The organism is Streptomyces sp. NPDC031365, assembly GCF_055569765.1.
Genome location: NZ_JBVIIM010000002.1, coordinates 410,039 through 430,658, shown reverse-complemented (window position 1 = coordinate 430,658; position 20,620 = coordinate 410,039). Strand labels below are relative to the sequence as shown.

19 protein-coding genes are annotated in these 20,620 nt (G+C 71.2%); 11 read left to right on the top strand and 8 right to left on the bottom strand.

The window, feature by feature from the left end:
• The first annotated feature begins 129 nt into the window (after positions 1-129).
• Positions 130-1,002 carry a phosphatase PAP2 family protein gene (locus ACZ5C2_RS04635; RefSeq protein ID WP_468786486.1) on the top strand — a complete coding sequence of 291 codons (873 nt, stop codon included), beginning with the start codon at positions 130-132 and terminating at the stop codon, positions 1,000-1,002.
• Between the two features lie 61 nt (positions 1,003-1,063).
• On the opposite strand, the gene ACZ5C2_RS04630 is transcribed toward ACZ5C2_RS04635, so the two are convergent.
• Positions 1,064-4,063 (bottom strand): bifunctional [glutamine synthetase] adenylyltransferase/[glutamine synthetase]-adenylyl-L-tyrosine phosphorylase, encoded by a 3,000-nt coding sequence (locus ACZ5C2_RS04630; RefSeq protein ID WP_468786484.1) that lies wholly within the window; start codon positions 4,061-4,063, stop codon positions 1,064-1,066.
• A 163-nt stretch (positions 4,064-4,226) separates the two neighbouring features.
• Here ACZ5C2_RS04630 and ACZ5C2_RS04625 point away from each other — a divergent pair, with 163 nt between their 5' ends.
• On the top strand, positions 4,227-4,736 hold the full coding sequence (locus ACZ5C2_RS04625; protein WP_468786482.1) for a pyridoxamine 5'-phosphate oxidase family protein: 510 nt from the start codon (positions 4,227-4,229) through the stop codon (positions 4,734-4,736).
• A 29-nt stretch (positions 4,737-4,765) separates the two neighbouring features.
• Positions 4,766-5,206 carry a VOC family protein gene (locus tag ACZ5C2_RS04620; protein WP_468786480.1) on the top strand — a complete coding sequence of 147 codons (441 nt, stop codon included), beginning with the start codon at positions 4,766-4,768 and terminating at the stop codon, positions 5,204-5,206.
• A gap of 22 nt (positions 5,207-5,228) precedes the next feature.
• On the opposite strand, the gene ACZ5C2_RS04615 is transcribed toward ACZ5C2_RS04620, so the two are convergent.
• On the bottom strand, positions 5,229-5,366 hold the full coding sequence (locus ACZ5C2_RS04615; protein ID WP_468786478.1) for a hypothetical protein: 138 nt from the start codon (positions 5,364-5,366) through the stop codon (positions 5,229-5,231).
• Positions 5,367-5,579: 213 nt separating this feature from the next.
• Between ACZ5C2_RS04615 and ACZ5C2_RS04610 the strand changes: the two genes are divergently transcribed.
• Genes ACZ5C2_RS04610 through ACZ5C2_RS04600 form a run of 3 tightly spaced genes read left to right on the top strand, consistent with a single transcriptional unit; the run spans position 5,580 to position 7,349 of the window.
• A complete protein-coding gene (locus ACZ5C2_RS04610; RefSeq protein WP_468786476.1) occupies positions 5,580-6,230 on the top strand; it encodes a hypothetical protein in 651 nt (216 codons plus the stop codon).
• A 1-nt stretch (position 6,231) separates the two neighbouring features.
• Positions 6,232-6,660: a phage holin family protein gene (locus ACZ5C2_RS04605; protein WP_468786474.1), complete on the top strand. Its 429-nt coding sequence runs from the start codon at positions 6,232-6,234 to the stop codon at positions 6,658-6,660.
• Positions 6,636-7,349, top strand: coding sequence for a DUF3618 domain-containing protein (locus ACZ5C2_RS04600; RefSeq protein WP_468786472.1), 714 nt, complete (start codon positions 6,636-6,638; stop codon positions 7,347-7,349). Before ACZ5C2_RS04605 ends, ACZ5C2_RS04600 begins: the two co-directional genes overlap by 25 nt.
• A gap of 344 nt (positions 7,350-7,693) precedes the next feature.
• On the opposite strand, the gene ACZ5C2_RS04595 is transcribed toward ACZ5C2_RS04600, so the two are convergent.
• The gene (locus ACZ5C2_RS04595) at positions 7,694-9,262 is read right to left on the bottom strand and encodes a pectate lyase family protein (protein ID WP_468786470.1); all 1,569 of its coding nucleotides are present in this window, start codon (positions 9,260-9,262) and stop codon (positions 7,694-7,696) included.
• 284 nt (positions 9,263-9,546) lie between these two features.
• On the opposite strand from ACZ5C2_RS04595, the gene ACZ5C2_RS04590 reads away from it, so the two are divergent.
• Positions 9,547-10,104: a DinB family protein gene (locus ACZ5C2_RS04590; protein ID WP_468786468.1), complete on the top strand. Its 558-nt coding sequence runs from the start codon at positions 9,547-9,549 to the stop codon at positions 10,102-10,104.
• Between the two features lie 361 nt (positions 10,105-10,465).
• Here the strand turns inward: ACZ5C2_RS04590 and ACZ5C2_RS04585 are convergent, their stop codons facing one another.
• Both ACZ5C2_RS04585 and ACZ5C2_RS04580 read right to left on the bottom strand, forming a co-directional pair.
• Entirely contained in the window at positions 10,466-11,827 is a 1,362-nt protein-coding gene (locus ACZ5C2_RS04585) for a glutamine synthetase family protein (RefSeq protein ID WP_468786466.1), read from the bottom strand.
• 238 nt (positions 11,828-12,065) lie between these two features.
• Entirely contained in the window at positions 12,066-12,509 is a 444-nt protein-coding gene (locus ACZ5C2_RS04580; RefSeq protein ID WP_468786464.1) for an RrF2 family transcriptional regulator, read from the bottom strand.
• A gap of 174 nt (positions 12,510-12,683) precedes the next feature.
• On the opposite strand from ACZ5C2_RS04580, the gene ACZ5C2_RS04575 reads away from it, so the two are divergent.
• The 3 genes from ACZ5C2_RS04575 to ACZ5C2_RS04565 are packed head-to-tail and all read left to right on the top strand — an operon-like array spanning position 12,684 to position 15,766.
• Positions 12,684-13,340, top strand: a complete 657-nt coding sequence (locus ACZ5C2_RS04575) for a DUF3105 domain-containing protein (protein ID WP_468786462.1) — start codon at positions 12,684-12,686, stop codon at positions 13,338-13,340.
• Between the two features lie 5 nt (positions 13,341-13,345).
• The gene (locus ACZ5C2_RS04570) at positions 13,346-13,960 is read left to right on the top strand and encodes a DUF305 domain-containing protein (protein WP_468786460.1); all 615 of its coding nucleotides are present in this window, start codon (positions 13,346-13,348) and stop codon (positions 13,958-13,960) included.
• A 45-nt stretch (positions 13,961-14,005) separates the two neighbouring features.
• On the top strand, positions 14,006-15,766 hold the full coding sequence (locus ACZ5C2_RS04565) for an NAD+ synthase (RefSeq protein ID WP_468786458.1): 1,761 nt from the start codon (positions 14,006-14,008) through the stop codon (positions 15,764-15,766).
• 97 nt (positions 15,767-15,863) lie between these two features.
• On the opposite strand, the gene ACZ5C2_RS04560 is transcribed toward ACZ5C2_RS04565, so the two are convergent.
• From ACZ5C2_RS04560 to ACZ5C2_RS04550, 3 genes are all read right to left on the bottom strand, one after another.
• Positions 15,864-16,916 carry an endonuclease/exonuclease/phosphatase family protein gene (locus ACZ5C2_RS04560; RefSeq protein ID WP_468786456.1) on the bottom strand — a complete coding sequence of 351 codons (1,053 nt, stop codon included), beginning with the start codon at positions 16,914-16,916 and terminating at the stop codon, positions 15,864-15,866.
• A 183-nt stretch (positions 16,917-17,099) separates the two neighbouring features.
• Entirely contained in the window at positions 17,100-17,720 is a 621-nt protein-coding gene (locus ACZ5C2_RS04555) for a TetR/AcrR family transcriptional regulator (RefSeq protein ID WP_468786454.1), read from the bottom strand.
• 73 nt (positions 17,721-17,793) lie between these two features.
• Positions 17,794-19,389 (bottom strand): MFS transporter, encoded by a 1,596-nt coding sequence (locus ACZ5C2_RS04550; protein WP_468786452.1) that lies wholly within the window; start codon positions 19,387-19,389, stop codon positions 17,794-17,796.
• Between the two features lie 242 nt (positions 19,390-19,631).
• On the opposite strand from ACZ5C2_RS04550, the gene panB reads away from it, so the two are divergent.
• Positions 19,632-20,507 carry a 3-methyl-2-oxobutanoate hydroxymethyltransferase gene (gene panB, locus ACZ5C2_RS04545; protein WP_468786450.1) on the top strand — a complete coding sequence of 292 codons (876 nt, stop codon included), beginning with the start codon at positions 19,632-19,634 and terminating at the stop codon, positions 20,505-20,507.
• Positions 20,508-20,620 lie beyond the last annotated feature (113 nt).

Here is a 20,620-nt window from a genome sequence, read left to right as displayed (position 1 = left end):
GAGAACGCGGGCTTTCGCGCACTACCGGGGTAGGAGGATGCCCGTCCGTCCGCGGGGGAGAACATTGCGGGTCCGGCCCGACCGAGGGATGATCCGAGGGGGACGTCTTTTCTGGCAGACTCTGTGCCCATGGGTGACCTGACCGTGACCACGCTGGAAGGCCGGGAAGAGGCCGCAGCGCACCCCGTCGCGGACGAGACGACGGGGCGGCGGTTGCTGCCGCGCCCGCGCACGCCCCGCCGGCCCCGGCTGTGGTTCGAGATCCTGCTGATCGCGGTGAGTTACTGGACGTACTCCCTCGTGCGCAACGCCGTGCCCGAACAGCGGGCCGAGGCGCTGCGCAACGCCGACTGGATCTGGCGGATGGAGCAGCAACTCGGGGCGGCCTTCGAGGAGTCCGTGAACCACACCGTGAACTCGGTGACTTGGCTCATCGTCGGGATGAACTACTACTACGCCACCCTGCACTTCGTGGTCACGCTGGGTGTCCTGGTGTGGCTCTACCGTAGTCATCCCGGCCGGTACGCGGCGACCCGGCTGGTCCTGTTCACCACGACGGGCTTCGCCCTGGTCGGCTACTACCTGTACCCGCTGGCCCCGCCCCGGCTGATGAACGGCCAGGACTTCGTGGACACCGTGCTGGTCCACCAGACCTGGGGGTCGATGGCTTCCGGGGACCTGAAGAACATGTCCAACCAGTACGCGGCGATGCCCTCGATGCACATCGGCTGGTCGGTCTGGGCCGGTCTGACGATCTTCGCGCTGGCCACCGTCCCGTGGGTGCGGGTGCTGGGCCTGGTGTACCCGGTGGCCACCCTGGTGGTGATCGTCGCCACCGCCAACCACTTCTGGCTGGACGCGGTGGGCGGCCTGATCTGCCTGTCCGTCGGCTACGGGATCGCGCTGCTCTGGTACGGCCGTCAGCCGTACGCCCTGCCGAGGCAGGTGTCCGAACGGAAGAAACGGGAGCCGGACCGGATCCCGCTGCCGAAGCAGGGGTGACCACGGGGTCGCACGGCCCCACGGGGCCCGGGCACCGCGAAGTCCCCGGGCCCACGGCGTCTCATGATCCGTAGAACAGCTCCTCCACCACGCCCCGCGCCCGCCGCGCCGTACGCCGGTAGGCGTCGAGCATGTCGCCCGCGTGGCCGGGACCGTAGCCCAGGTAGCGGCCGACGGCGCCCAGTTCCCGGGGCGCCGTCGGGAAGGTGTCCCCCGCGCGGCCCCGGACCAGCATCACCGCGTTGCGCACCCGGGTGGCCAGTACCCAGGCCTCGTCGAGGATGACCGCGTCCTCCTCGGAGATCATCCCGGCCGCGCGGGCCGCGGCCAGCGCCTCGCGCGTGCGCGTCGTGCGCAGGCCCGGCTCCCCCGCGCCGTGCAGCAGCTGGAGCAGCTGCACGGTCCACTCCACGTCGGACAGCCCGCCCGGGCCGAGCTTGGCGTGCAGCTTGGGATCGGCGCCGCGCGGCAGCCGCTCGGACTCCATACGGGCCTTCAGCCGCCGGATCTCCCGGACGGCCTCCTCCTCGAGCCCAGCAGCCGGATAGCGCAGCGGGTCGATCAGTTCGGTGAAGCGCCGTCCCAGCTCCTCGTCGCCCGCGACGGGCTCGGCGCGCAGCAGCGCGTGCCGCTCCCACCCCAGCGCCCAGCGCCGGTAGTACGCCTCGTACGACTTCAGGGTCCGTACCAGCGGGCCCGACTTGCCCTCCGGGCGCAGGTCGGCGTCGATCAGCAGCGGCGGGTCGGCGCTGGAGATCTGGAGCAGCCGGCGCATCTCGGAGACGACCTTGTTCGCGGCCTCGGCCGCCTCCCGCTCGTCCACGCCGTCGCGCGGTTCGTGCACGAACAGCACGTCCGCGTCGGAGCCGTAGCCCAGCTCGTGTCCGCCGAAGCGGCCCATGCCGATGATCGCGAAGCGGGTGGGAAGCATGTCGCCCCAGCCCTCCCGGACCACCGCGCGGAGCGTACCGGCGAGGGTGGCGGCCGTCAGGTCGGACACCGCGCCCCCCACCAGGTCCACCAGGGCGCCCTGATCGGCCTCGGCGGGCTGGGACTCGGTGCCGTAGGAGCCGACGATGTCGGCGGCGGACGTACGGAACAGCTCGCGGCGGCGCACCCCGCGGGCGGCGGTGACGCCCTGGACGGCGTTGTCGGCGCGGCGGACGGCTGCGAGGATCTCCTGTTCCAGGGCGGCTCGGGAGCGGGGGGTGAGTCCGCCGCCGTCCCCGTCGCCGAGCAGCGCCACCGCCTCGGGGGCGCGCATCAGCAGGTCGGGGGCGAGTCGTCCGGCGGAGAGCACGCGGGCGAGGTTCTCGGCGGCGGCGCCCTCGTCGCGCAGCAGCCGCAGATACCAGGGGGTCTTGCCCAGCGCGTCGGAGACCTTGCGGAAGGTCAGCAGACCGGCGTCCGGGTCGGCGGAGTCGGCGAACCAGCCGAGCAGCACGGGCAGCAGGGTGCGCTGGATGGCCGCCTTGCGGGTGACGCCGGACGCCAGCGCCTCCAGGTGGCGCAGCGCGGCGGCCGGGTCGGCGTACCCGAGGGCCACCATGCGCTCCCGTGCCGCCTCCGCGCTGAGCCGGGCCTCGCCGGGGGCCAGCGCGGCGACGGCGTCGAGCAGCGGCCGGTAGAACAGCTTCTCGTGCAGCCGCCGGACGACGGAGGCGTGCCGCCGCCACTCACGGTTCAGGGCGGCGACCGGGTCGGTGCGCAGGCCGAGGGAGCGGGCCAGACGGCGCAGATCGCGCTCGTCCTCCGGGACGAGGTGGGTGCGGCGCAGCCGGTGGAGCTGGATGCGGTGCTCCATGGAGCGCAGGAAGCGGTAGGCGTCGTCGAGCTGGGCGGCGTCCGTGCGGCCGACGTAGCCGCCGGCGGCGAGGGCCTTCAGCGCGTCGAGGGTGGTGCCGCTGCGCAGGGAGGCGTCGGCACGGCCGTGCACCAGCTGGAGCAGCTGCACGGCGAACTCGACGTCCCGCAGGCCTCCCGGCCCCAGCTTGAGCTGGCGGTCGATCTCGGCGGCGGGGATGTTCTCCACCACCCGGCGGCGCATCTTCTGCACGTCGGCGACGAAGTTCTCCCGCTCGGCGGCCCCCCACACCAGCGGCTGGAGCGCGGCGACGTACTCCTCGCCGAGCGCGAGGTCACCGGCGATCGGGCGGGCCTTGAGCAGTGCCTGGAACTCCCAGGTCTTGGCCCAGCGCTGGTAGTAGGCCAGGTGGGAGGCGAGGGTGCGGACCAGCGGCCCGTTGCGGCCCTCCGGGCGCAGATTGGCGTCGACGGGCCAGATGGAGCCCTCGACGGTGGTCTCGGAACAGATCCGCATCATGTGCGAGGCGAGCCGGGTGGCGGCACGCAGCGCCTTGTCCTCGTCGGCGCCGCCCACCGCCTCGCCCACGAAGATCACGTCGACATCGGAGACGTAGTTGAGCTCGTGTCCCCCGCACTTGCCCATCGCGATCACCGCGAGCCGGCACAGCGCGGCGTCCTGGGGCGCGTCGGCCTGCGCGAGGGCGAGGGCGGCGCGCAGGGTGGCGGTGGCGAGGTCGGCGAGCTCGGCGGCGGTCTGGGCGACCTCGATGGTGCCGCAGACGTCACGGGCGGCGATGGACAGCAGGCAGCGCCGGTAGGCGACGCGGAGTGAGACCGGGTCACCGGCGCCGGCGAGACCCCGCTCGAACTCCTGGACGCCGGGGTGGAGATCACGCGGCTCGTAGGTGACCAGGGCCTGCCAGTCGCTCGGGTGCCGGGCCAGATGATCGGCGAGCGCCTCGGACGCGCCGAGCACCCCGAGCAGCCGGTCCCGCAGCGGCTTGGCGGCTATCAGGGTGTCCAGCAGCTCCTGGCGGGCGGTGCCCCCGTCCTGCGCCTCCAGCAGCCGTACCAGGCCGAGCAGCGCGAGATCGGGGTCGGCGGCCTGGCCGAGGGCGTCCAGCAGGACCGGGTCGTCGCGCACGGGCGCCAGCTCGTCGCTGTCCAGCAGCCGCTCGGCGGCGGACGGATCGGTGAAGCCGTGCCGCAGCAGCCGCGTGAAGATACTGCTCCTGCGCCCCGGCGCCGACGTCATCCCGGCCTCCCTCGTGCCTCGTGCCTCGGATCTGGGTCGTACGGCGACGAGCCTATCCGGAGCGGGAACACACGGCTCCGGGGACGGCGCCCGCGATGAGTTCCGGGTGCGGGCGGGGTCTGATGGCGGAGCACGACCACGGCCCACCCCCGGAGGAGTTCCCATGAGCGACACCCCTGAGTCCCGCCTCGACCCGCGCTACAGCGATCCGGAAGCCGGTTCGCCGCCCTGGTCCGAGGTGGAGCGGCTGATCAGCGACGCGGAACTGTTCTGGATCTCCACGGTCCGCCCTGACGGCCGTCCCCATGTCACCCCGCTCCCCGCCGTGTGGTCGGCCGGCGCGCTGCACTTCTGCACCGGGCCGGACGAGCGCAAGGCCCGCAATCTGGCGGAGAACCCGCACGTCGTGCTGACCTGGGGAGCCAACACGTGGAACGAGGGATACGACGTGGTGGTGGAGGGCGAGGCCGTACGGGTCTTCGACGACGCGCGGCTGCGGGTACTGGCGGCCCGGTGGGAGGCGAAGTACGGCAGTTTCTGGCACTTCGAGGTCCGGGACGGTCACTTCCACCACGGTCCGGGACACGCGGTGGTGTTTTCGGTGGCGCCGCGGACCGTTTTCGGATTCGGTAAGGGAGAGCCGTTCAGCCAGACCAGGTGGCGGTTCGCCTGACCCGAAGCCGACGAAGGAGTCGCTGTTCCATGGACATGACCCTCGAAGTGATCCCGCTCCCGGTGAGCGACATCGACCGGGCCAGGGACTTCTACCGGGACAAGGTCGGCTTCCACGTCGACATCGACCAGGAGGTCGTGCCGGGCATGCGCATCGTCCAGCTGACCCCGCCCGGTTCCGGCTGTTCGATCGCCCTCGGCGACACCCTGTGGGAGTCGACCCCCGGGCCCACCCCGGCGCCCGGCACCTACCAGGGGCTCCAGCTCTGCGTCGCCGACATCGAGGCGGCCCGCGCGGAACTGGTCGAGCGGGGCCTGGACGTCTCCGAACCGGTGCAGTACGCCGAGTCCGACGGCGCCACCTTCATGTACTTCACGGACCCGGACGGCAACGGCTGGGCGGTCCAGGAGTACCGGCGGCGGGCGGAGGAGCCGCTGCACAAGATGCTGGGGGATCAGGCGGAGGGGTAGGTCCGCGGTCGCCGGTCACAGATCACCGGGAAGCCGTGCCGTACTCGGCGGCGAGAGCGACGTTGACCGCGTCCACAAGGTCCAGGGACCCGTAGCGGATTCGGACGGCCAGCGCGGCATCCATGATCTCCGGCGTCGGCGGGGCCAGGATCACCCGCATCTGTACCACGAACGGGGCCGCGCGCTCCCGGGTTCCGCCCGCAGCACAGGGAACCTCATAAGCCTCTTTGTCTATAGCGTGTCAAACCCTCACAAATGGCCACTCGTGTGGAGACGGACGGCCACGTGTGCGGCCCGGAGCGCGGGCTCCGGCCCACTCCGGGTCACGGGGGCCACGTGCCGTACGCACGCATCCGATGAGGGGAAGTCGCCGATGAGTGAGTCCGTACGAACCGGTGCCGGGAGCACCGGAGAGAAGGTCAGGGCAGAGACCTCCGCGACGGCGGGGCAGGCCAAGGAGGCCGCCGGCCAGGTCGCGGGGACCGCGGCGGAACAGGCCCGGACCGTCGCGGGTGAGGCGCGGCAGCAGGCCGGCACCGTCATCGAGGACCTGCGCGGCCGCGCCATCGACGAGGCGGACGGGCAGACCAGGCGGGCGGCCGGCACGCTGCGGCAGTGGGCGGACGATTTCTCCGGCCTGGCCGCACACGCCGACCACGACTCGCCCGCCCGGGGCCTCGCGGCCCGGGCGGGCGACAGGGGACAGCGGGCGGCCGACTATCTGGAGCGGCAGGGAGTCGAAGGGCTCGCCGCCGATATCCAGGGCTTCGCCCGGCGCCGCCCCGGCGCCTTCCTCGGCGGCGCGCTGCTGGCCGGACTGGCCGTCGGGCGCCTGGCGAAGGCGACGCAGTCGGCGTCCCGGACCGACGGGAACGGGCAGGGACGGCAGGTCCCCGCGGCCCCGGCCCCCGAGGCGCTGCCGGTCGCTCCCCCGCCGGGGACGTCGCCGCCCGCACCGTCCACCGCGCCGACCCTGGGCACACCGCCGGCCGGCACGCCGGGCCGTCCGTTCCCGGAGGCATGAGATGGCCACGATGTCACCGCTGTCCCGGGCCCGCTCGGTCGAGCCGCCGGCACCGGAGAGGTCCACGGGCGAGCTGCTGTCCAAGGTGACCTCGGACCTCCAGGTCCTCTTCCGTCAGGAGGTGGAGCTGGCCAAGGCCGAGATCAAGGTGGAGGGCACCAAGGCGGGCAAGGCGGCCGGGATGCTCGGCGGTGCCGGGTTCGCCGGCTACATGGTCCTGCTGTTCCTGTCACTGGCGGCCATGTTCGCCCTGGCCAGTGTGATGGACGAGGGCTGGGCCGCCCTGATCGTCACCGCGCTGTGGGCCGTTGCCGCAGCGGTTCTGTACCAGAAGGGCCGCGCGAAGATGCGCACCGTCTCCCCCAAGCCGGAGCACACCGTCCAGACCCTGAAGGAGGACGCGGAATGGGCACGTCACCCGACCACATGAGGGCCGAGATAGCGGCCACGCGCAACCAGCTGTCCGCGGACGTGGACCAGCTCGCCGACCGGGCCAGCCCGCGCCGCATGGCCCGCCGCCGCAAGGCGAGGATGCGCCGCACGGTGTCGGGCGTCCGTGACCGCGTCATGGGCACCGCGTCCCACACGGCGCACGGTGTGGCCGGCACCGCCCGGTCGGCGTCCGACTCGGTGCAGTCCGCGGCGGGTTCGGCGGCCGGTTCGGTGCAGGAAGGCACCGGGCGGGCGGCCGAGTCGGCGCGCGGGGCCGCCGAGCAGGCGGGACAGGCCGTCCAGCAGACACCCGAGATGGCCCGCCGCCAGACGCAGGGCAACCCGATGGCCGCCGGTCTGGTCGCCTTCGGCGTGGGTCTGCTGGCCGCCTCGATGGTGCCGTCCTCGGAGAAGGAGCAGCAGAAGGCCTCCGAGCTGATGGAGCGCGGCGCCGAGGTGCTGGAGCCGGTCAAGCAGGCCGCCACCGAGTCCGCGCAGCAACTGAAGGAGGACGCCAGGGAGGCCACGCAGGGCGCGGTCGCGGAGGTGAAGGACACCGCGCAGCAGGCGGCCCGCACCACCCAGGACGAGGCCCGCGGCCGGGCCGGCCAAGTCACCGACCAGGCCCGGGACTCCGGCCGCAGCCTCAAGGACGAGGCCGGGAACCGCTCCGGCCCGTCCGGCTGAGACCGCCGCCGCCTCGTCGCGCGTCTGCCCCCGGTTGTGACGGGCCGGGGGCAGACACCGGCGCGCTCGCCGCCGTGGCCGGGAAGGTACGCAGATCGGTGGAGCAGTGAAAGGGCGGTACCTCCGAGGGGCGGTCTCACGGGCAGGCCGCCCCGGTAGCAGCGATGCGGGCGGAGACGTCGTCATACGAACACGCGGTCGGCACGCCCGGCTCCGTCGCCGTCCGGGATTCCAGGCATTCCGGCGGGCCCCGCCTCACCCCCCACGTCGGCGGCGGGGGCCCGCCTCGTGGAACGTCCCGCCGACTGAAGCCGGGGGCCGCCCCGAGGACGACCCCCGGGGTGTCAGCTCGCGTACGTTTCGAACTCGGCGACCCTCGGGGTGCCGGACGAGCCGGTGATCTCGAAGGTGATCTTCTTCAGGGAGGTGGCGGAGAAGCCGATGACGCCCGCTCCGTTGCCGGAGGCCAGGACGGCTCCGGTGTCGTGGTTGATGACCCGGTAGGAGCCGATCGTGCCCGCGGAGCCCGACATCTCACGGACGTTGATCTTGGAGACCGTGGTGGCGGAGCTCCACTTGATCGAGACCGAGCCGGTCGAGCCGGACGGGGACCAGTACGAACTCATGTCGCCGTCCCGGACATTGCCGTAGCTGGTGCCATCGGCCTTGGAGGACCCGTCGGCGCCCGCGCCGAGGCTGAGGTTGGTGCCGGTGGGCGGGTCGGTGGGGTCAGGGTCGGTCGGGTCCGGGTCCGGATCGGTGGGGTCCGGGTCCGTCGGGCCCGGGTCGGTGGGGTCCGGGTTCTGCGGGGTGCAGCTGCCGTCCGAGACCTTGAGGCCCTTGTTGGCGCCGGCGGTCTGGCTGACCACGCTCGGTACGCAGTTGGCCGCGTCGAGGGTGTACGCGTACGGAATGCTCACCGACGTGTTCGACGTCGGGTTCGGACCGGCCGGGTTGGTGTCGCCCTCGCGCTCGGACCAGGTCACGTTGTCGAAGATGTTGCCACTGACCTGCCAGTAGCCGGCCTCGCTGGTGTAGAAGGTGCCGAGGACGTCCTTGGAGTCCTCGAAGTAGTTGCTGTCCACCTTCGCGCGGGCGCCGGCCCGGGAGTTGATCCCGGACTCGTTCAGGTTCTTGTAGTGGTTGTTGTAGGTGTGCGCGATGCCGCCGCGCAGCAGGGGCGTGCGGGAGTCGATGTTCTGGTACAGGTTGTGGTGGAACGTGATGTAGCCGTTGGAGCGGTCGCTCTCGCTGGAGCCGATGAGGCCGCCGCGGCCGGAGTTGCGCAGGGTGCTGTAGGACAGCGTCACGTACTGGGTGTTGTCCTTCATGTCGAAGAGGCCGTCGTAGCCCTCCGACTCCCCGCCGGAGGCCTCCAGCGTGGTGTGGTCGACCCAGACGTTGCGGACGTCGCTTTCCATGCCGATGGCGTCGCCGCCGTTCGACGTGGGCGAGCCGGACTTCTTGACGTTCCGGACGGTCACGTTCTGGATGATGATGTTGCTGGACTCCCGGATGTGGATGCCCAGTTGATCGAAGACGGCACCGCTCCCGACGCCGACGATCGTGACGTTGCTGATCTGCTTGAGCTCGATCTTGTCCGCGGCGGTGCTGCAACTGCTGCCCGACACCTTGGTGGTGTTGCCGTGGTTGATGGTGCCCTCGACCTGGATGACGATCGGGGTGGAACTGCTGGCCCGGCCGCACAGGGCCTGGTGGATCGCGGTACCCGTGGTGGCGCGGACCGTCTGGCCACCCGCGCCGCCGGTGGTCCCGCCGTTCTGCGTGGCGTAGCCGGTGACACCCCCCGTCGCGGCGGATGCCGTGGACGTGGACAGGGCCACGCCGGTCGCGGCCGCGAGGGCTCCCGTTGCCAGTAATGCGGAGAGCCGCACGGCGACTGATCGTCTCATTCTCGTCTCGCCTTTCGTCCTCTGAGTGGGGCTGTCATGGGCATGACAGTGAGACCGATGAGGGAGGGCTGGGTGAGCCGGACCCATCGGCGAGAAAGCGCTTTCTTTCTGTCGTCGCGACAGTAGGGCCACCCCCGTGGGGGTGGCAAGGTTCCGCGCAGTTACGGAAGGCAGGCTTCCGGTTCGCGAGGGGATGGAGGGAGCCTTTAGGACGGGATCTGACCTCAATCGCTTCTAGCGTGGTCCTCGAACGACGGAACTGGAACAACACAAGGCGGAGACCAATGACCGTGAACGAGACGACCACCCGCGACGCGGCCGAAGCACCGGCCGTCACCGGCGAGCGCGCCGACCTGCTGGAGGTGCTCGCCAAGCACCGGCACTTCCTGCGCTTCACCACCCGTGACCTCACCGACGAGCAGGCCGGGCTGCGGACCACCAGCAGCGAACTCTGCCTGGGCGGCCTGATCAAACACGTCACCTCGGCCGAGCGGAACTGGGTGGACTTCATCCTGAACGGCCCCTCGGCGATGGGGGACTTCACGGCCATGACCGAGGCGGACTGGGCCCGGCGGGCCGACGAGTTCCGGATGCTGCCCGGTGAGACGCTGGCCGGTGTGCTGGCCGACTACGCCGAGGTGGCCCGCCGCACCGACGACCTCGTCGCCACACTCCCCGACCTGGACGCCGCATGGCCGCTGCCGAAAGCCCCGTGGTTCGAGTCCGACGCACGGTGGACGGCCCGCAGGGCCCTGATGCACATCATCGCCGAGACCGCCCAGCACGCCGGCCACGCCGACATCGTCCGCGAGTCCCTGGACGGCGCGAAGAGCATGGGCTGACCACCGGGGCAGCCCTGAACGGGCCCCGGGGTCGACGGCCATCGGCCCCGGGGCCCGTGCGTCCGGCCTCGTAGCCGGGGACAGCCCGGCCACGCCCGGAAGGACTCCCCACACACGCAGATCAAGCCCGCCCCCGTGCCCCCGCCCTCTGCCAGGGATCACCCTCCAGTCCCCCGACGGCCTGGTACGCGAACGTGGTGACGTCGTGGCCGAGGTGCGCGAGGTGGCCGAACGGACCCAGGACCGGGCCCGGCCCTGGTCGGCAGCCCGGGTGCCCGGCAGGACGCACTCCACGCTGCCGGCCGTACGACCGTGACCGGACGTCCGGCCGGCCGGAAACCGCCCCCACCCCGACCCGCGCCTACAGCACCGGCAGGTTCTTCCGCAGTTCGAACGCCGTGACCTCGCTGCGGTACTCCTCCCACTCCTGGCGCTTGTTGCGCAGGAAGAAGTCGAAGACGTGCTCGCCGAGGGTTTCGGCGGCCAGGTCGCTGCGCTGCATCAGGACCAGGGCCTCGCCCAGGTTCTGCGGCAGCGGCTCGATACCGAGTGCGCGGCGCTCCGCGTCGGAGAGGGCCCAGACGTCGTCCTCGGCACCCGGCGGGAGCTCGTAGCCCTCCTCGATGCCCTTGAGGCCGGCCGCGAGAAGCAGGGCGTAGGCCAGGTAGGGGTTGACGCCGGCGTCGAGAGAGCGGACCTCCACGCGCGCCGAGCCCGTCTTGCCCGGCTTGTACATCGGCACCCGGACCAGGGCCGAGCGGTTGTTGTGGCCCCAGCAGATGTACGACGGGGCCTCGCCGCCGGCGCCGGCCGTGCGCTCCGAACCGCCCCAGATGCGCTTGTAGGAGTTGACCCACTGGTTGGTGACCGCCGAGATCTCCGCCGAGTGCCTCAGCAGACCCGCGATGAAGGAGCGGCCGACCTTGGAGAGCTGGTACTCCGCGCCGGACTCGTAGAACGCGTTGCGGTCACCCTCGAAGAGGGAGAGGTGGGTGTGCATGCCGGAGCCGGGATACTCGGAGAACGGCTTGGGCATGAAGGTCGCCTGGACACCCTGCTCCAGCGCCACCTGCTTCATGACCAGGCGGAACGTCATGATGTTGTCCGCCGTGGAGAGCGCGTCCGCATAGCGCAGGTCGATCTCCTGCTGGCCGGGGGCGCCCTCGTGGTGGGAGAACTCCACCGAGATGCCCATCGACTCCAGCATGGTGATCGCCTGCCGGCGGAAGTCCATGCCGACGTTCTGCGGGGTGTGGTCGAAGTAGCCGGAGTTGTCCGCGGGGGTCGGGCGGCTGCCGTCCAGCGGCTTGTCCTTCAGCAGGAAGAACTCGATCTCCGGGTGGGTGTAGAAGGTGAAGCCCAGGTCGGAGGTGCGGGCGAGGGCGCGCTTGAGGACGTAGCGCGGATCGGCGAAGGACGGGGAGCCGTCCGGCATCAGGATGTCGCAGAACATCCGGGCCGTGCCGGGGGCCTCGGCGCGCCAGGGGAGGACCTGGAACGTCGACGGGTCCGGCTTGGCGATCATGTCCGACTCGTACACCCGGGCGAAGCCCTCGATGGCGGAACCGTCGAAACCGATCCCTTCATCGAACGCCTGTTCGAGTTCGGCGGGGGCGACGGCCACGGACTTGAGGAAGCCCAGCACGTCGGTGAACCACAGGCGCACGAACCGGATGTCGCGCTCCTCCAACGTCCGGAGCACGAACTCCTGCTGCTTGTCCATCTTCCGCTTCCTCATCCTTGCCGGTCAGGCCGCCTGTTCGCGCTCGCGCCACGGGAGGCGGGCGGGCACCCGAGCGGGCACACGGGCATCCCACCACACCAGCGTTACATACGCGTTGCCGACCTTGATCGGCCGACTGGCGGTGACTCGAATGCCTCGCACACGACAGGTGTACCGCTCCGGGGTCCATCTTGCCTGTTCGGGCCCGTATCCGTAACGGTCGTCCGGCATGGGACGCTCATGACCTCGGGGAGATGCCCCGCAGAAGGGTGTCCGTCGGGCCGGCGGCGATGTCCGCCACCGTGATCGGGTCCAGCGTGGCGTAGAACGCCTCCTGGGCCCGGCGCAAAGCCCCGCGCAACCGGCAGGCGGAGCTCAGCGGGCAGGGGGCGAAGGTGGCCGCGCCTTCGCAGTCCACGACGTCACCCTCCCCCTCGAAGGCCCGGACCAGGGCGCCCACCGAGGCGGTACGGCCCTCCTCCGTGAGCGCCAGACCACCCCCCCTGCCGCGCCGGGCCGTGAGCATACCCATGTGCTGGAGCTCGGCGACGATCTTCGCGGCATGGGTGTACGGCACGTCCATGGCCGTCGCGACGTCCCGAGTCGTGGGGTTGGATTCGTCGGTCACGGCGAGGCGCATGAGGACCCGGAGAGCCAGGTCGGTGGAGCGCAGGAGCCGCATACCATGCAGCGTAAGTAATACGCATCCGGGGTTCAAATTATTCGGGGTGGAGGATGTGTGCGGGTGCTGTGGCCGTGCGTCCGGCCTGTTTTCCGGGCACTCTACGACTCGCCCCGCCTTCCCATTACGATCAGCTGATCCGTTCGTCCCACGCCTCCCCGAAGGGCTTCCCCCATGGGCTCCGCCAAGAAGAGCAGTGCGTCCCGCACGGCGCGCATAGAGGAGATGCGGCGCGCCGAGCAGGCCCGCGAGCGTCGCAACCGGATCCTCGCCATCGCGGCCGGTGCGGTGGTCGTCGGCGGACTCGTCGTCGGGGGTGTGGTGCTCGTCCAGTCGCAGTCGGACGACGGCGGCGGCAGCGACGCGAAGAACACGGGCAAGTTCGTCACGGGCAAGGACGGCGTGCGGGCCTGGGAAGGTGAGCTGGGGCGCAACCATGTGACCAAGGCCGTGGACTATCCCGTCTCGCCCCCGGTGGGCGGTGACCACCACCCCGCGTGGATGAACTGCAACGGGGACGTCTACCCCGACGAGATCAACAACACCAACGCCGTGCACTCGCTGGAGCACGGAGCCGTGTGGGTGACGTACAACGCCGATGCGGAGAAGGCCGACGTCGACGCGCTCGCCGCGAAGGTGAAGAAGACGCCGTACACGCTGATGAGCCCGGTCGACGGGCAGAAGGAACCGCTCCTGCTGACCGCCTGGGGGCACCAGCGCGCGGTGACGGGCGCGGAGGATCCGGACGTGGACGCGTTCCTCGAGAAGTTCGTCCAGGGGCAGCAGACGCCGGAACCGGGGGCCGCCTGCACCAACGGGCTGTCCAAGTGAGGCAGATGGGGCTGATCGCGGGGGCCGCGGCGACGGTGCTCGTCGCGGCCGGAGCGATCACCTTCGCGGTGGCCGGGGACGAGGGGTCCTCGGATGCCGTTCCGGCCGCGGACTCCGCGGATGCCGGGTTCGCCCGGGACATGGCCGTGCACCATCAGCAGGCCGTGGAGATGTCGTACATCGTGCGGGACCGGACGGACGACGAGGAGGTCCGGCGGCTCGCCTACGACATCGCCCAGACGCAGGCCAACCAGCGGGGCATGCTGCTGGGCTGGCTCGACCTGTGGGAGCTGCCCAAGGTGTCCTCGGATCCGCCCATGACCTGGATGGGGATGGGTGACACGGCCTCCGCCAAGGACGGGGCGCTGATGCCGGGGATGGCGACGAACGCCGAGATGAAGCGGCTGGGGACACTGGACGGGAAGCGGGCCGAGGTCTTCTTCCTGCAGCTCATGACGGACCATCACCAGGGTGGGGTCCATATGGCTCAGGGGTGTGTGAGCGCCTGCGAGGTGGGGGTCGAGAAGCGGCTCGCGCGGGGGATGGTCGAGGCGCAGGAGTCGGAGATCGAGCTGATGGCGGGGATGCTCGAGGAGCGCGGGGCGGCGGCTCGGCCCTAGGGGGCTCCGAGACATCGCGTCGCTTTGACGATTACACTGGGTCGCGTGCCTCAACTACGTCTCGCCCTGAATCAGATCGACTCCCGCGTCGGTGATCTCACCGGCAACGCCGAAACGATTGTCCGCTGGACCCGGCACTCCGCCGAGCAGGGAGCGCACCTCGTGGCGTTCCCGGAGATGGTGCTGACCGGGTACCCCGTCGAGGACCTCGCCCTGCGGTCGTCCTTCGTGGAAGCCTCGCGCGCGGCGCTGCGCTCGCTCGCCGCGCGGCTCGCCGAGGAGGGCTTCGGGGACCTTCCGGTGATCGTCGGCTACCTCGACCGCAGCTCCGCCGCCCAGCCGAAGTACGGGCAGCCGGCCGGTGCGCCGCAGAACGCCGGCGCCGTGCTGCACGGGGGCGAGGTGGTGCTGACCTTCGCCAAGCACCACCTGCCGAACTACGGCGTCTTCGACGAGTTCCGGTACTTCGTGCCCGGCGACACCATGCCGGTGGTGCGGGTGCGGGGTGTGGACGTCGCCCTCGCCATCTGCGAGGACCTGTGGCAGGACGGGGGGCGGGTGCCGGCGGCGCGCTCGGCGCGGGCCGGGCTGCTGCTGTCGGTCAACGCCTCGCCGTACGAGCGCGACAAGGACGACACCCGGCTGGAACTGGTGCGCAAGCGGGCGCAGGAGGCCGGGTGCACGACCGCGTACCTCGCGATGATGGGCGGACAGGACGAGCTCGTCTTCGACGGGGACTCGATCGTCGTCGACCGTGCCGGTGAGGTGGTGGCGCGGGCGCCGCAGTTCTCCGAGGCGTGTGTGGTGGTCGATCTGGAGCTGCCCGCCGCGGCGGCCGACGCGCCGGTGGGAGTGGTGGACGACGGGCTGCGGATCGACCGGGTGGTCCTGTCCGAGACGCCTGTGCCCGCGTACGACGCCGAGTTGACCGGAGGGTACGCCGAGCGGCTCGACGACGACGAGGAGGTGTACTCCGCCCTGGTCGTGGGGTTGCGGGCCTATGTCGCGAAGAACGGGTTCCGGTCCGTGGTCATCGGGCTGTCCGGGGGGATCGACTCGGCGCTCGTCGCCGCGATCGCCTGTGACGCGGTGGGTGCGGAGAACGTGTACGGCGTGTCCATGCCGTCGAAGTACTCGTCGGAGCACTCGAAGGGCGACGCGGCGGAGCTGGCGCGGCGTACGGGGCTGAACTACCGGACGGTCGCCATCGAGCCGATGTTCGACGCGTATATGGACTCGCTGGGACTGACGGGGCTCGCGGAGGAGAACCTGCAGTCGCGGCTGCGGGGGACGCTGCTGATGGCGATCTCCAACCAGGAGGGGCACATCGTGCTGGCTCCGGGGAACAAGTCGGAGCTGGCGGTGGGGTACTCGACGCTGTACGGAGATTCCGTCGGCGCGTACGGCCCGATCAAGGATGTGTACAAGACGTCGGTGTTCCAGCTGGCCCAGTGGCGCAACCGGGCTGCGGTGGAGCGGGGACAGACGCCGCCGATTCCGGAGAACTCGATCTCCAAGCCGCCGAGCGCGGAGCTTCGGCCGGGGCAGGTGGACACGGACTCGCTGCCGGACTATCCGGTGCTGGACGGGATCCTGGCGCTGTACGTGGACCGGGACCGGGGGGCCGACGAGATCGTCGCGGCCGGGTTCGACGCGGAACTCGTGGCGAAGACGCTGCGGATGGTGGACCGGGCGGAGTACAAGCGCCGGCAGTACCCGCCGGGCACGAAGATCTCCCCCAAGGGCTTCGGCAAGGACCGCCGCCTGCCGATCACCAACGGCTGGCGTGAGGGCGCGCCCGCCTGACGCCCGAAAGCCGGGCGGGACGGACAGGTGACGCCTGCGGTGCCGGCCGGGAGCGACAGCCCGCCCCGGCCGGCGCCCCGACCGCGGAGGGCCGGCTTCAGTCGGACGGGGTGGCGACCGTCACCCGGGCCGCGACGGGGAGGTGGTCACTCGCCGTGGCCGGGAGGGTCCAGGAGCTTTCCGGTTCGGCGCCCCTGACCAGGATCTGGTCGATCCGCGCCATCGGGAACGACGCGGGCCAGCTGAAGCCGAAGCCGCTGCCCACGGCGCCCTGGGTGGAGCGCATCTGGGAGGTGACGGCGTTCAGGGCGCGGTCGTTCATCGTGCCGTTCAGGTCGCCGAGCAGGACGACGTTCTCCAGGGGTTCGTGGGTGATGGCCTCCCCCAGGGCGTCGGCGCTCTTGTCGCGCTGACGTGCCGTGAAGCCGGCCTCCATCTTCACGCGGACCGAGGGGAGGTGGGCGACGTAGACCGCGACCCGGCCGGCGGGGGCGGCGACGGTGGCGCGCATCGCGCGCTTCCAGCCGAGGCGGATGTCCACGGACTTCACGTCGCTCAGGGGGTACTTGCTCCACAGGCCCACGGTCCCCACCACCGCGTGGTGCTTGTACGCCGGTGCCAGCGCCGCTTCGTAGGCGGGAACCTTCGACGCCTTCAGTTCCTCCAGGGCCAGGATGTCCGCACCCGAGGCGGCCACGTCCCGGGCCGTGCGGGACGGGTCCGGGTTGTCGGCGTTGACGTTGTGCGTGACCACCGTCAGGTCACCACCGGGCTCGTTCTTGTCGCTGAGCAGGCCGCCGAAGAGGTCCAGCCAGACGACCGCGGGCAGAATCGTCGCGATCAGTGCCGTCGCCGACTTGCGGACCAGCGCCAGGACGAGCAGGAGCGGGATGAACAGCCCCAGCCAGGGCAGGAACGTCTCGATCAGGCTGCCCAGGTTGCCGATCGCGTTCGGGATGCGGGAGTGGGCCAGCATGACCAGGGCCAGCAGGGCCGCGCAGACCGCCAGGACCAGCCCGCGGCGCCAGATGCGACGATCGCCCCGCCAGCCTCTGCTCAGACTGTCCAGCAGGCGCCGAAGCCGGGAAGCCGGGCGCTCGGGCCCCGAGCCCTTGTTGTCCGTCTCCGTCATGTACGCCTGCTGCGCCATACCGTCGCCTCACAACCTGCCGTGCACGCCGTCCGCCCCGTGTCCGTAAGACCCTAGGGGATGATCGGTTCCGTTCCCGCCGCCCCTCGGCGGCCGTACGGGGGCGAGGACGTACGGGTGCGCCCGGGGGGTTCCGGGCGGGGTGGTGAAAGCGCGGTCTGTGACGAAACGCGCACAGTGCGGCTAGGTACTGACGGGGCGTAGGCCCTGGAGGAGGGTGTCCACGACTCGCTCGGCGAGGTCGTGCGGGAGGTCGGCGTCGGGGCGCATGACGGTGCGGACGAGGACGGGGCCCACGACGATGTCGTTGAGCAGATCTATGTCGACGTCGGCGCGCAGTTCGCCGTTCTCCCGGCCCCGGCGCAGCACTTCAAGACCGAGCCTGCGGCGCGGCACGATGACGGTGTCGTGGTAGGCGGCCCAGAGGTTCGGGCTGCTCTTCATCTGGGCGTGCACGTGGTGCAGGATCGCCGAGGTCCTGCCTGCCAGGCCGCGCAGCCGCACGGACTCCAGCAGGACGACCAGGTCATCGCGCATGGAGGTGCCGGGAAGTTCGGGGTCCGGGGGTTCGGCGGCCCGCAGGACGTCGACGAAGAGATCCTCCTTGCCGCTCCAGCGCCGGTAGATGGTGGCCTTGCCGACGCCCGCCGTGCGGGCGATGCGCTCGATGGAGAGCTCCGCCAGGGGCACGCCGTCCTCCAGGAGCCTCATCACCCCCTCGATGATGGCGCGTTCGACCGCCTCGCTGCGGGGGCGGCCCCGCGCGGGAACCTCCTGCCGGGGGTCGATGTCGGCCGGACTCACGTCGTCGGATCCTCTCGGTGGGTTGCGGTGATTCTCCCGGTGGGCTGCGGCGGCGGTCCACCGCCCAGGGGTTTCAGTCCGCCGCCGAGATGAGTTCCTGGTCCTGGTCGTCCCCCACGGGCTTCGTCGTACGGCCGGGCAGGTACACGGCGACGACGACGGCGCCCAGCACCGCGATGCCCGCTCCCCACAGCGCGGTGACGTGCATCGCGTGCAGGAACGCCTCGTCGGCCGCGCGGGCCAGCGCCTCGCCGCGCGGTCCCAGCCGGTCCGCCACGGCCAGGGTCGCCTCGATGGACTCCCCCGCGGCATGCCGGGCACCGGGCGGCAGCGGCAGCGGGCCGAGCTTGTCCTCGATGTCGCCGCGGTAGGCGGTGGACAGCGCCGAGCCGAGTACGGCGATGCCGAGGGCGCCGCCGACCTGGCGGAAGGTGTTGCTGAGCGCGGAGGCCGAGCCGGCCTTCTCACGCGGCATGGTCTGCATGATGACCACGCTGACCGGCGTCATGACGTGCGCCATGCCGGCCCCCATGAGGAAGAAGACGACCTCCAGGATCCAGATCGGTGTGTCCCCGTCCAGGACGGTGAACGCGGCCAGCGTCGCCGCGAGCAGGAGCAGTCCGGCCGTCGTGGTGGCCTTGTTGCCGAAGCGGTCCACGAGGAGGCGGGCCCGGGGCGCGAAGATCATTTGCGCGGCGGCCAGCGGCAGCATCAGCAGGCCCGTCTCCAGCGGTGAGTGGCCGCGCACGCTCTGGATGTAGAACACCGCGAAGAACGTCACGCCCATCAGCGCGAAGAAGACCAGCGCGATCGCGACGATCGCCGCGGAGAACACCCTGTTCCTGAAATAGGTGATGTCGATGGACGGGTGGTCGCTGCGCTTCTCGTACACCACGAAGGCGACGAGTACGGCGAGACCGGCGCCGGTGGTCGACAGCACGGTGACGTCGCCGAAGTCGGCGAGCTGGCCGCCCTTGATGATTCCGTAGACGAGCAGGACCAGGCCGGTGACGGACAGCAGGACGCCCACGGGGTCGATCCGGCCGGGCTGCGGATCACGGGAGTCGGGGACCAGCCACAGCATCAGGGCGACGGCGAGGACCACGATGGGCACGTTGACGAGGAAGACCGAGCCCCACCAGAAGTGGTCCAGAAGCAGTCCGCCGGTGATCGGGCCGATGGCGATGGCCAGTCCCACGCCGCCCGCCCAGATACCGATGGCCTTCGGCTGTTCGTCGCGCTCGAAGACGTTCATCAGGACCGCCAGCGTGGCCGGCATGACGAACGCGGCGCCCAGACCCATCACCGCGCGGAAGCCGATCAGCTCGGCCGGGGAGCCCGAGAACGCGGCGAGCGCCGAGCCGATGCCGAACGCGACGAGACCGCCGATCAGCACCTTCTTGCGGCCGAGCCGGTCCCCCAGCAGCCCCGCGGTGAAGAGCAGGCCGGCGAAGACGAGCGTGTAGGCGTTGATCGCCCACTCCAGCTCGCCCTGTGTCGCCCCCAGGCCGGTGGGTGCGGGGGTGGAGATCGTCTTGATGGCGACGTTCAGGATCGAGTTGTCCAGGACGACGATCAGCAGGCTCAGCATCAGCACGCCGAGGATCACCCAGCGGCGCCGGTGCACGGCTTCCGGGACCCGGCGGGCAGGGGCGGCAGGAGAAGTCATGCGGTCCAGCGTAGCGACTTTCGATACGGTACCGTCTCGTATCGAAGGCGTTTCTCCCACTTCCTGCCGGACATCGCGCCGGGGCGGACGGGGCACCGGCGCGGGGTGGGGCGGAGCTCACAGAGGGCCCGGAACGGGCTCGCGGGACTGCCTCTGGCCCTCGTCCGGTCGAGGTGCCACCATGGACGTGGTCCGGGGACGCCGTCAGGGCGCCTCGAGATGACGTGTTGGGAGACGGTTCCATGACGCAGCTTTCGGCTGCCCAGACCGGGATGACGCCCGGATCCTCCGCCGGCAAGACGCTGTACGGGGGCAAGGGCACGCGCCGCATCACTGTCCGGGACATCGCCGCCGCCAAGGAGCGCGGCGAGAAGTGGCCCATGCTCACCGCGTACGACGCGATGACCGCGTCCGTCTTCGACGAGGCCGGCATCCCGGTCATGCTCGTCGGTGACTCCGCGGGCAACTGCCACCTCGGGTACGAGACCACCGTGCCCGTCACCCTCGACGAGATGACCATGCTGTCCGCCGCGGTCGTACGGGGCACCTCGCGCGCCCTGATCGTGGGCGACCTGCCCTTCGGCTCCTACCAGGAGGGACCGGTGCAGGCGCTGCGCTCGGCGACCCGGCTGGTCAAGGAGGCCGGCGTGGGCGCCGTCAAGCTGGAGGGCGGCGAGCGGTCGCACCGGCAGATCGAGCTGCTGGTGGAGTCCGGGATCCCGGTGATGGCCCACATCGGGCTGACCCCGCAGTCGGTGAACGCGATGGGCTACCGGGTGCAGGGGCGCGGCGAGGAGGCGGCGCAGCAGCTGCTGCGGGACGCCAAGGCCGTGCAGGACGCGGGCGCGTTCGCGGTGGTGCTGGAGCTGGTGCCGGCGGAGCTGGCCGCCGAGGTGACCCGGGTGCTGCAGATTCCCACCGTCGGCATCGGGGCGGGGGCGGAGACCGACGCCCAGGTGCTGGTGTGGACCGACATGCTGGGGCTGACCGGGGGGCGGGTGCCGAAGTTCGTGAAGCAGTACGCGGATCTGCGTGAGGTCATGAGCGGGGCGGCGAAGGCGTTCGCCGAGGACGTGGTGGGCGGGACCTTCCCGCAGGAGGAGCACTCCGTGCACTGAGCAGCCTCGCGGCTGCCGCTGAGCCATTGCCGCACCATCCGCCGGCCCCGTCGATCTTCCCCCGTCGACGGGGCCGGCTCCTTTGTGGGCCTGAGGCGACGCCGCTCTCGCGG

Coding starts and splice junctions, on each gene's coding strand:
- ACZ5C2_RS04635 (WP_468786486.1), top strand. CDS start 130: ATGGGTGACCTGACCGTGACCACGCTGGAAGGCCGGGAAGAGGCCGCA.
- ACZ5C2_RS04630 (WP_468786484.1), bottom strand. CDS start 4,063: ATGACGTCGGCGCCGGGGCGCAGGAGCAGTATCTTCACGCGGCTGCTG.
- ACZ5C2_RS04625 (WP_468786482.1), top strand. CDS start 4,227: ATGAGCGACACCCCTGAGTCCCGCCTCGACCCGCGCTACAGCGATCCG.
- ACZ5C2_RS04620 (WP_468786480.1), top strand. CDS start 4,766: ATGGACATGACCCTCGAAGTGATCCCGCTCCCGGTGAGCGACATCGAC.
- ACZ5C2_RS04615 (WP_468786478.1), bottom strand. CDS start 5,366: ATGCGGGTGATCCTGGCCCCGCCGACGCCGGAGATCATGGATGCCGCG.
- ACZ5C2_RS04610 (WP_468786476.1), top strand. CDS start 5,580: ATGAGTGAGTCCGTACGAACCGGTGCCGGGAGCACCGGAGAGAAGGTC.
- ACZ5C2_RS04605 (WP_468786474.1), top strand. CDS start 6,232: ATGGCCACGATGTCACCGCTGTCCCGGGCCCGCTCGGTCGAGCCGCCG.
- ACZ5C2_RS04600 (WP_468786472.1), top strand. CDS start 6,636: ATGGGCACGTCACCCGACCACATGAGGGCCGAGATAGCGGCCACGCGC.
- ACZ5C2_RS04595 (WP_468786470.1), bottom strand. CDS start 9,262: ATGAGACGATCAGTCGCCGTGCGGCTCTCCGCATTACTGGCAACGGGA.
- ACZ5C2_RS04590 (WP_468786468.1), top strand. CDS start 9,547: ATGACCGTGAACGAGACGACCACCCGCGACGCGGCCGAAGCACCGGCC.
- ACZ5C2_RS04585 (WP_468786466.1), bottom strand. CDS start 11,827: ATGGACAAGCAGCAGGAGTTCGTGCTCCGGACGTTGGAGGAGCGCGAC.
- ACZ5C2_RS04580 (WP_468786464.1), bottom strand. CDS start 12,509: ATGCGGCTCCTGCGCTCCACCGACCTGGCTCTCCGGGTCCTCATGCGC.
- ACZ5C2_RS04575 (WP_468786462.1), top strand. CDS start 12,684: ATGGGCTCCGCCAAGAAGAGCAGTGCGTCCCGCACGGCGCGCATAGAG.
- ACZ5C2_RS04570 (WP_468786460.1), top strand. CDS start 13,346: ATGGGGCTGATCGCGGGGGCCGCGGCGACGGTGCTCGTCGCGGCCGGA.
- ACZ5C2_RS04560 (WP_468786456.1), bottom strand. CDS start 16,916: ATGGCGCAGCAGGCGTACATGACGGAGACGGACAACAAGGGCTCGGGG.
- ACZ5C2_RS04550 (WP_468786452.1), bottom strand. CDS start 19,389: ATGACTTCTCCTGCCGCCCCTGCCCGCCGGGTCCCGGAAGCCGTGCAC.
- panB (WP_468786450.1), top strand. CDS start 19,632: ATGACGCAGCTTTCGGCTGCCCAGACCGGGATGACGCCCGGATCCTCC.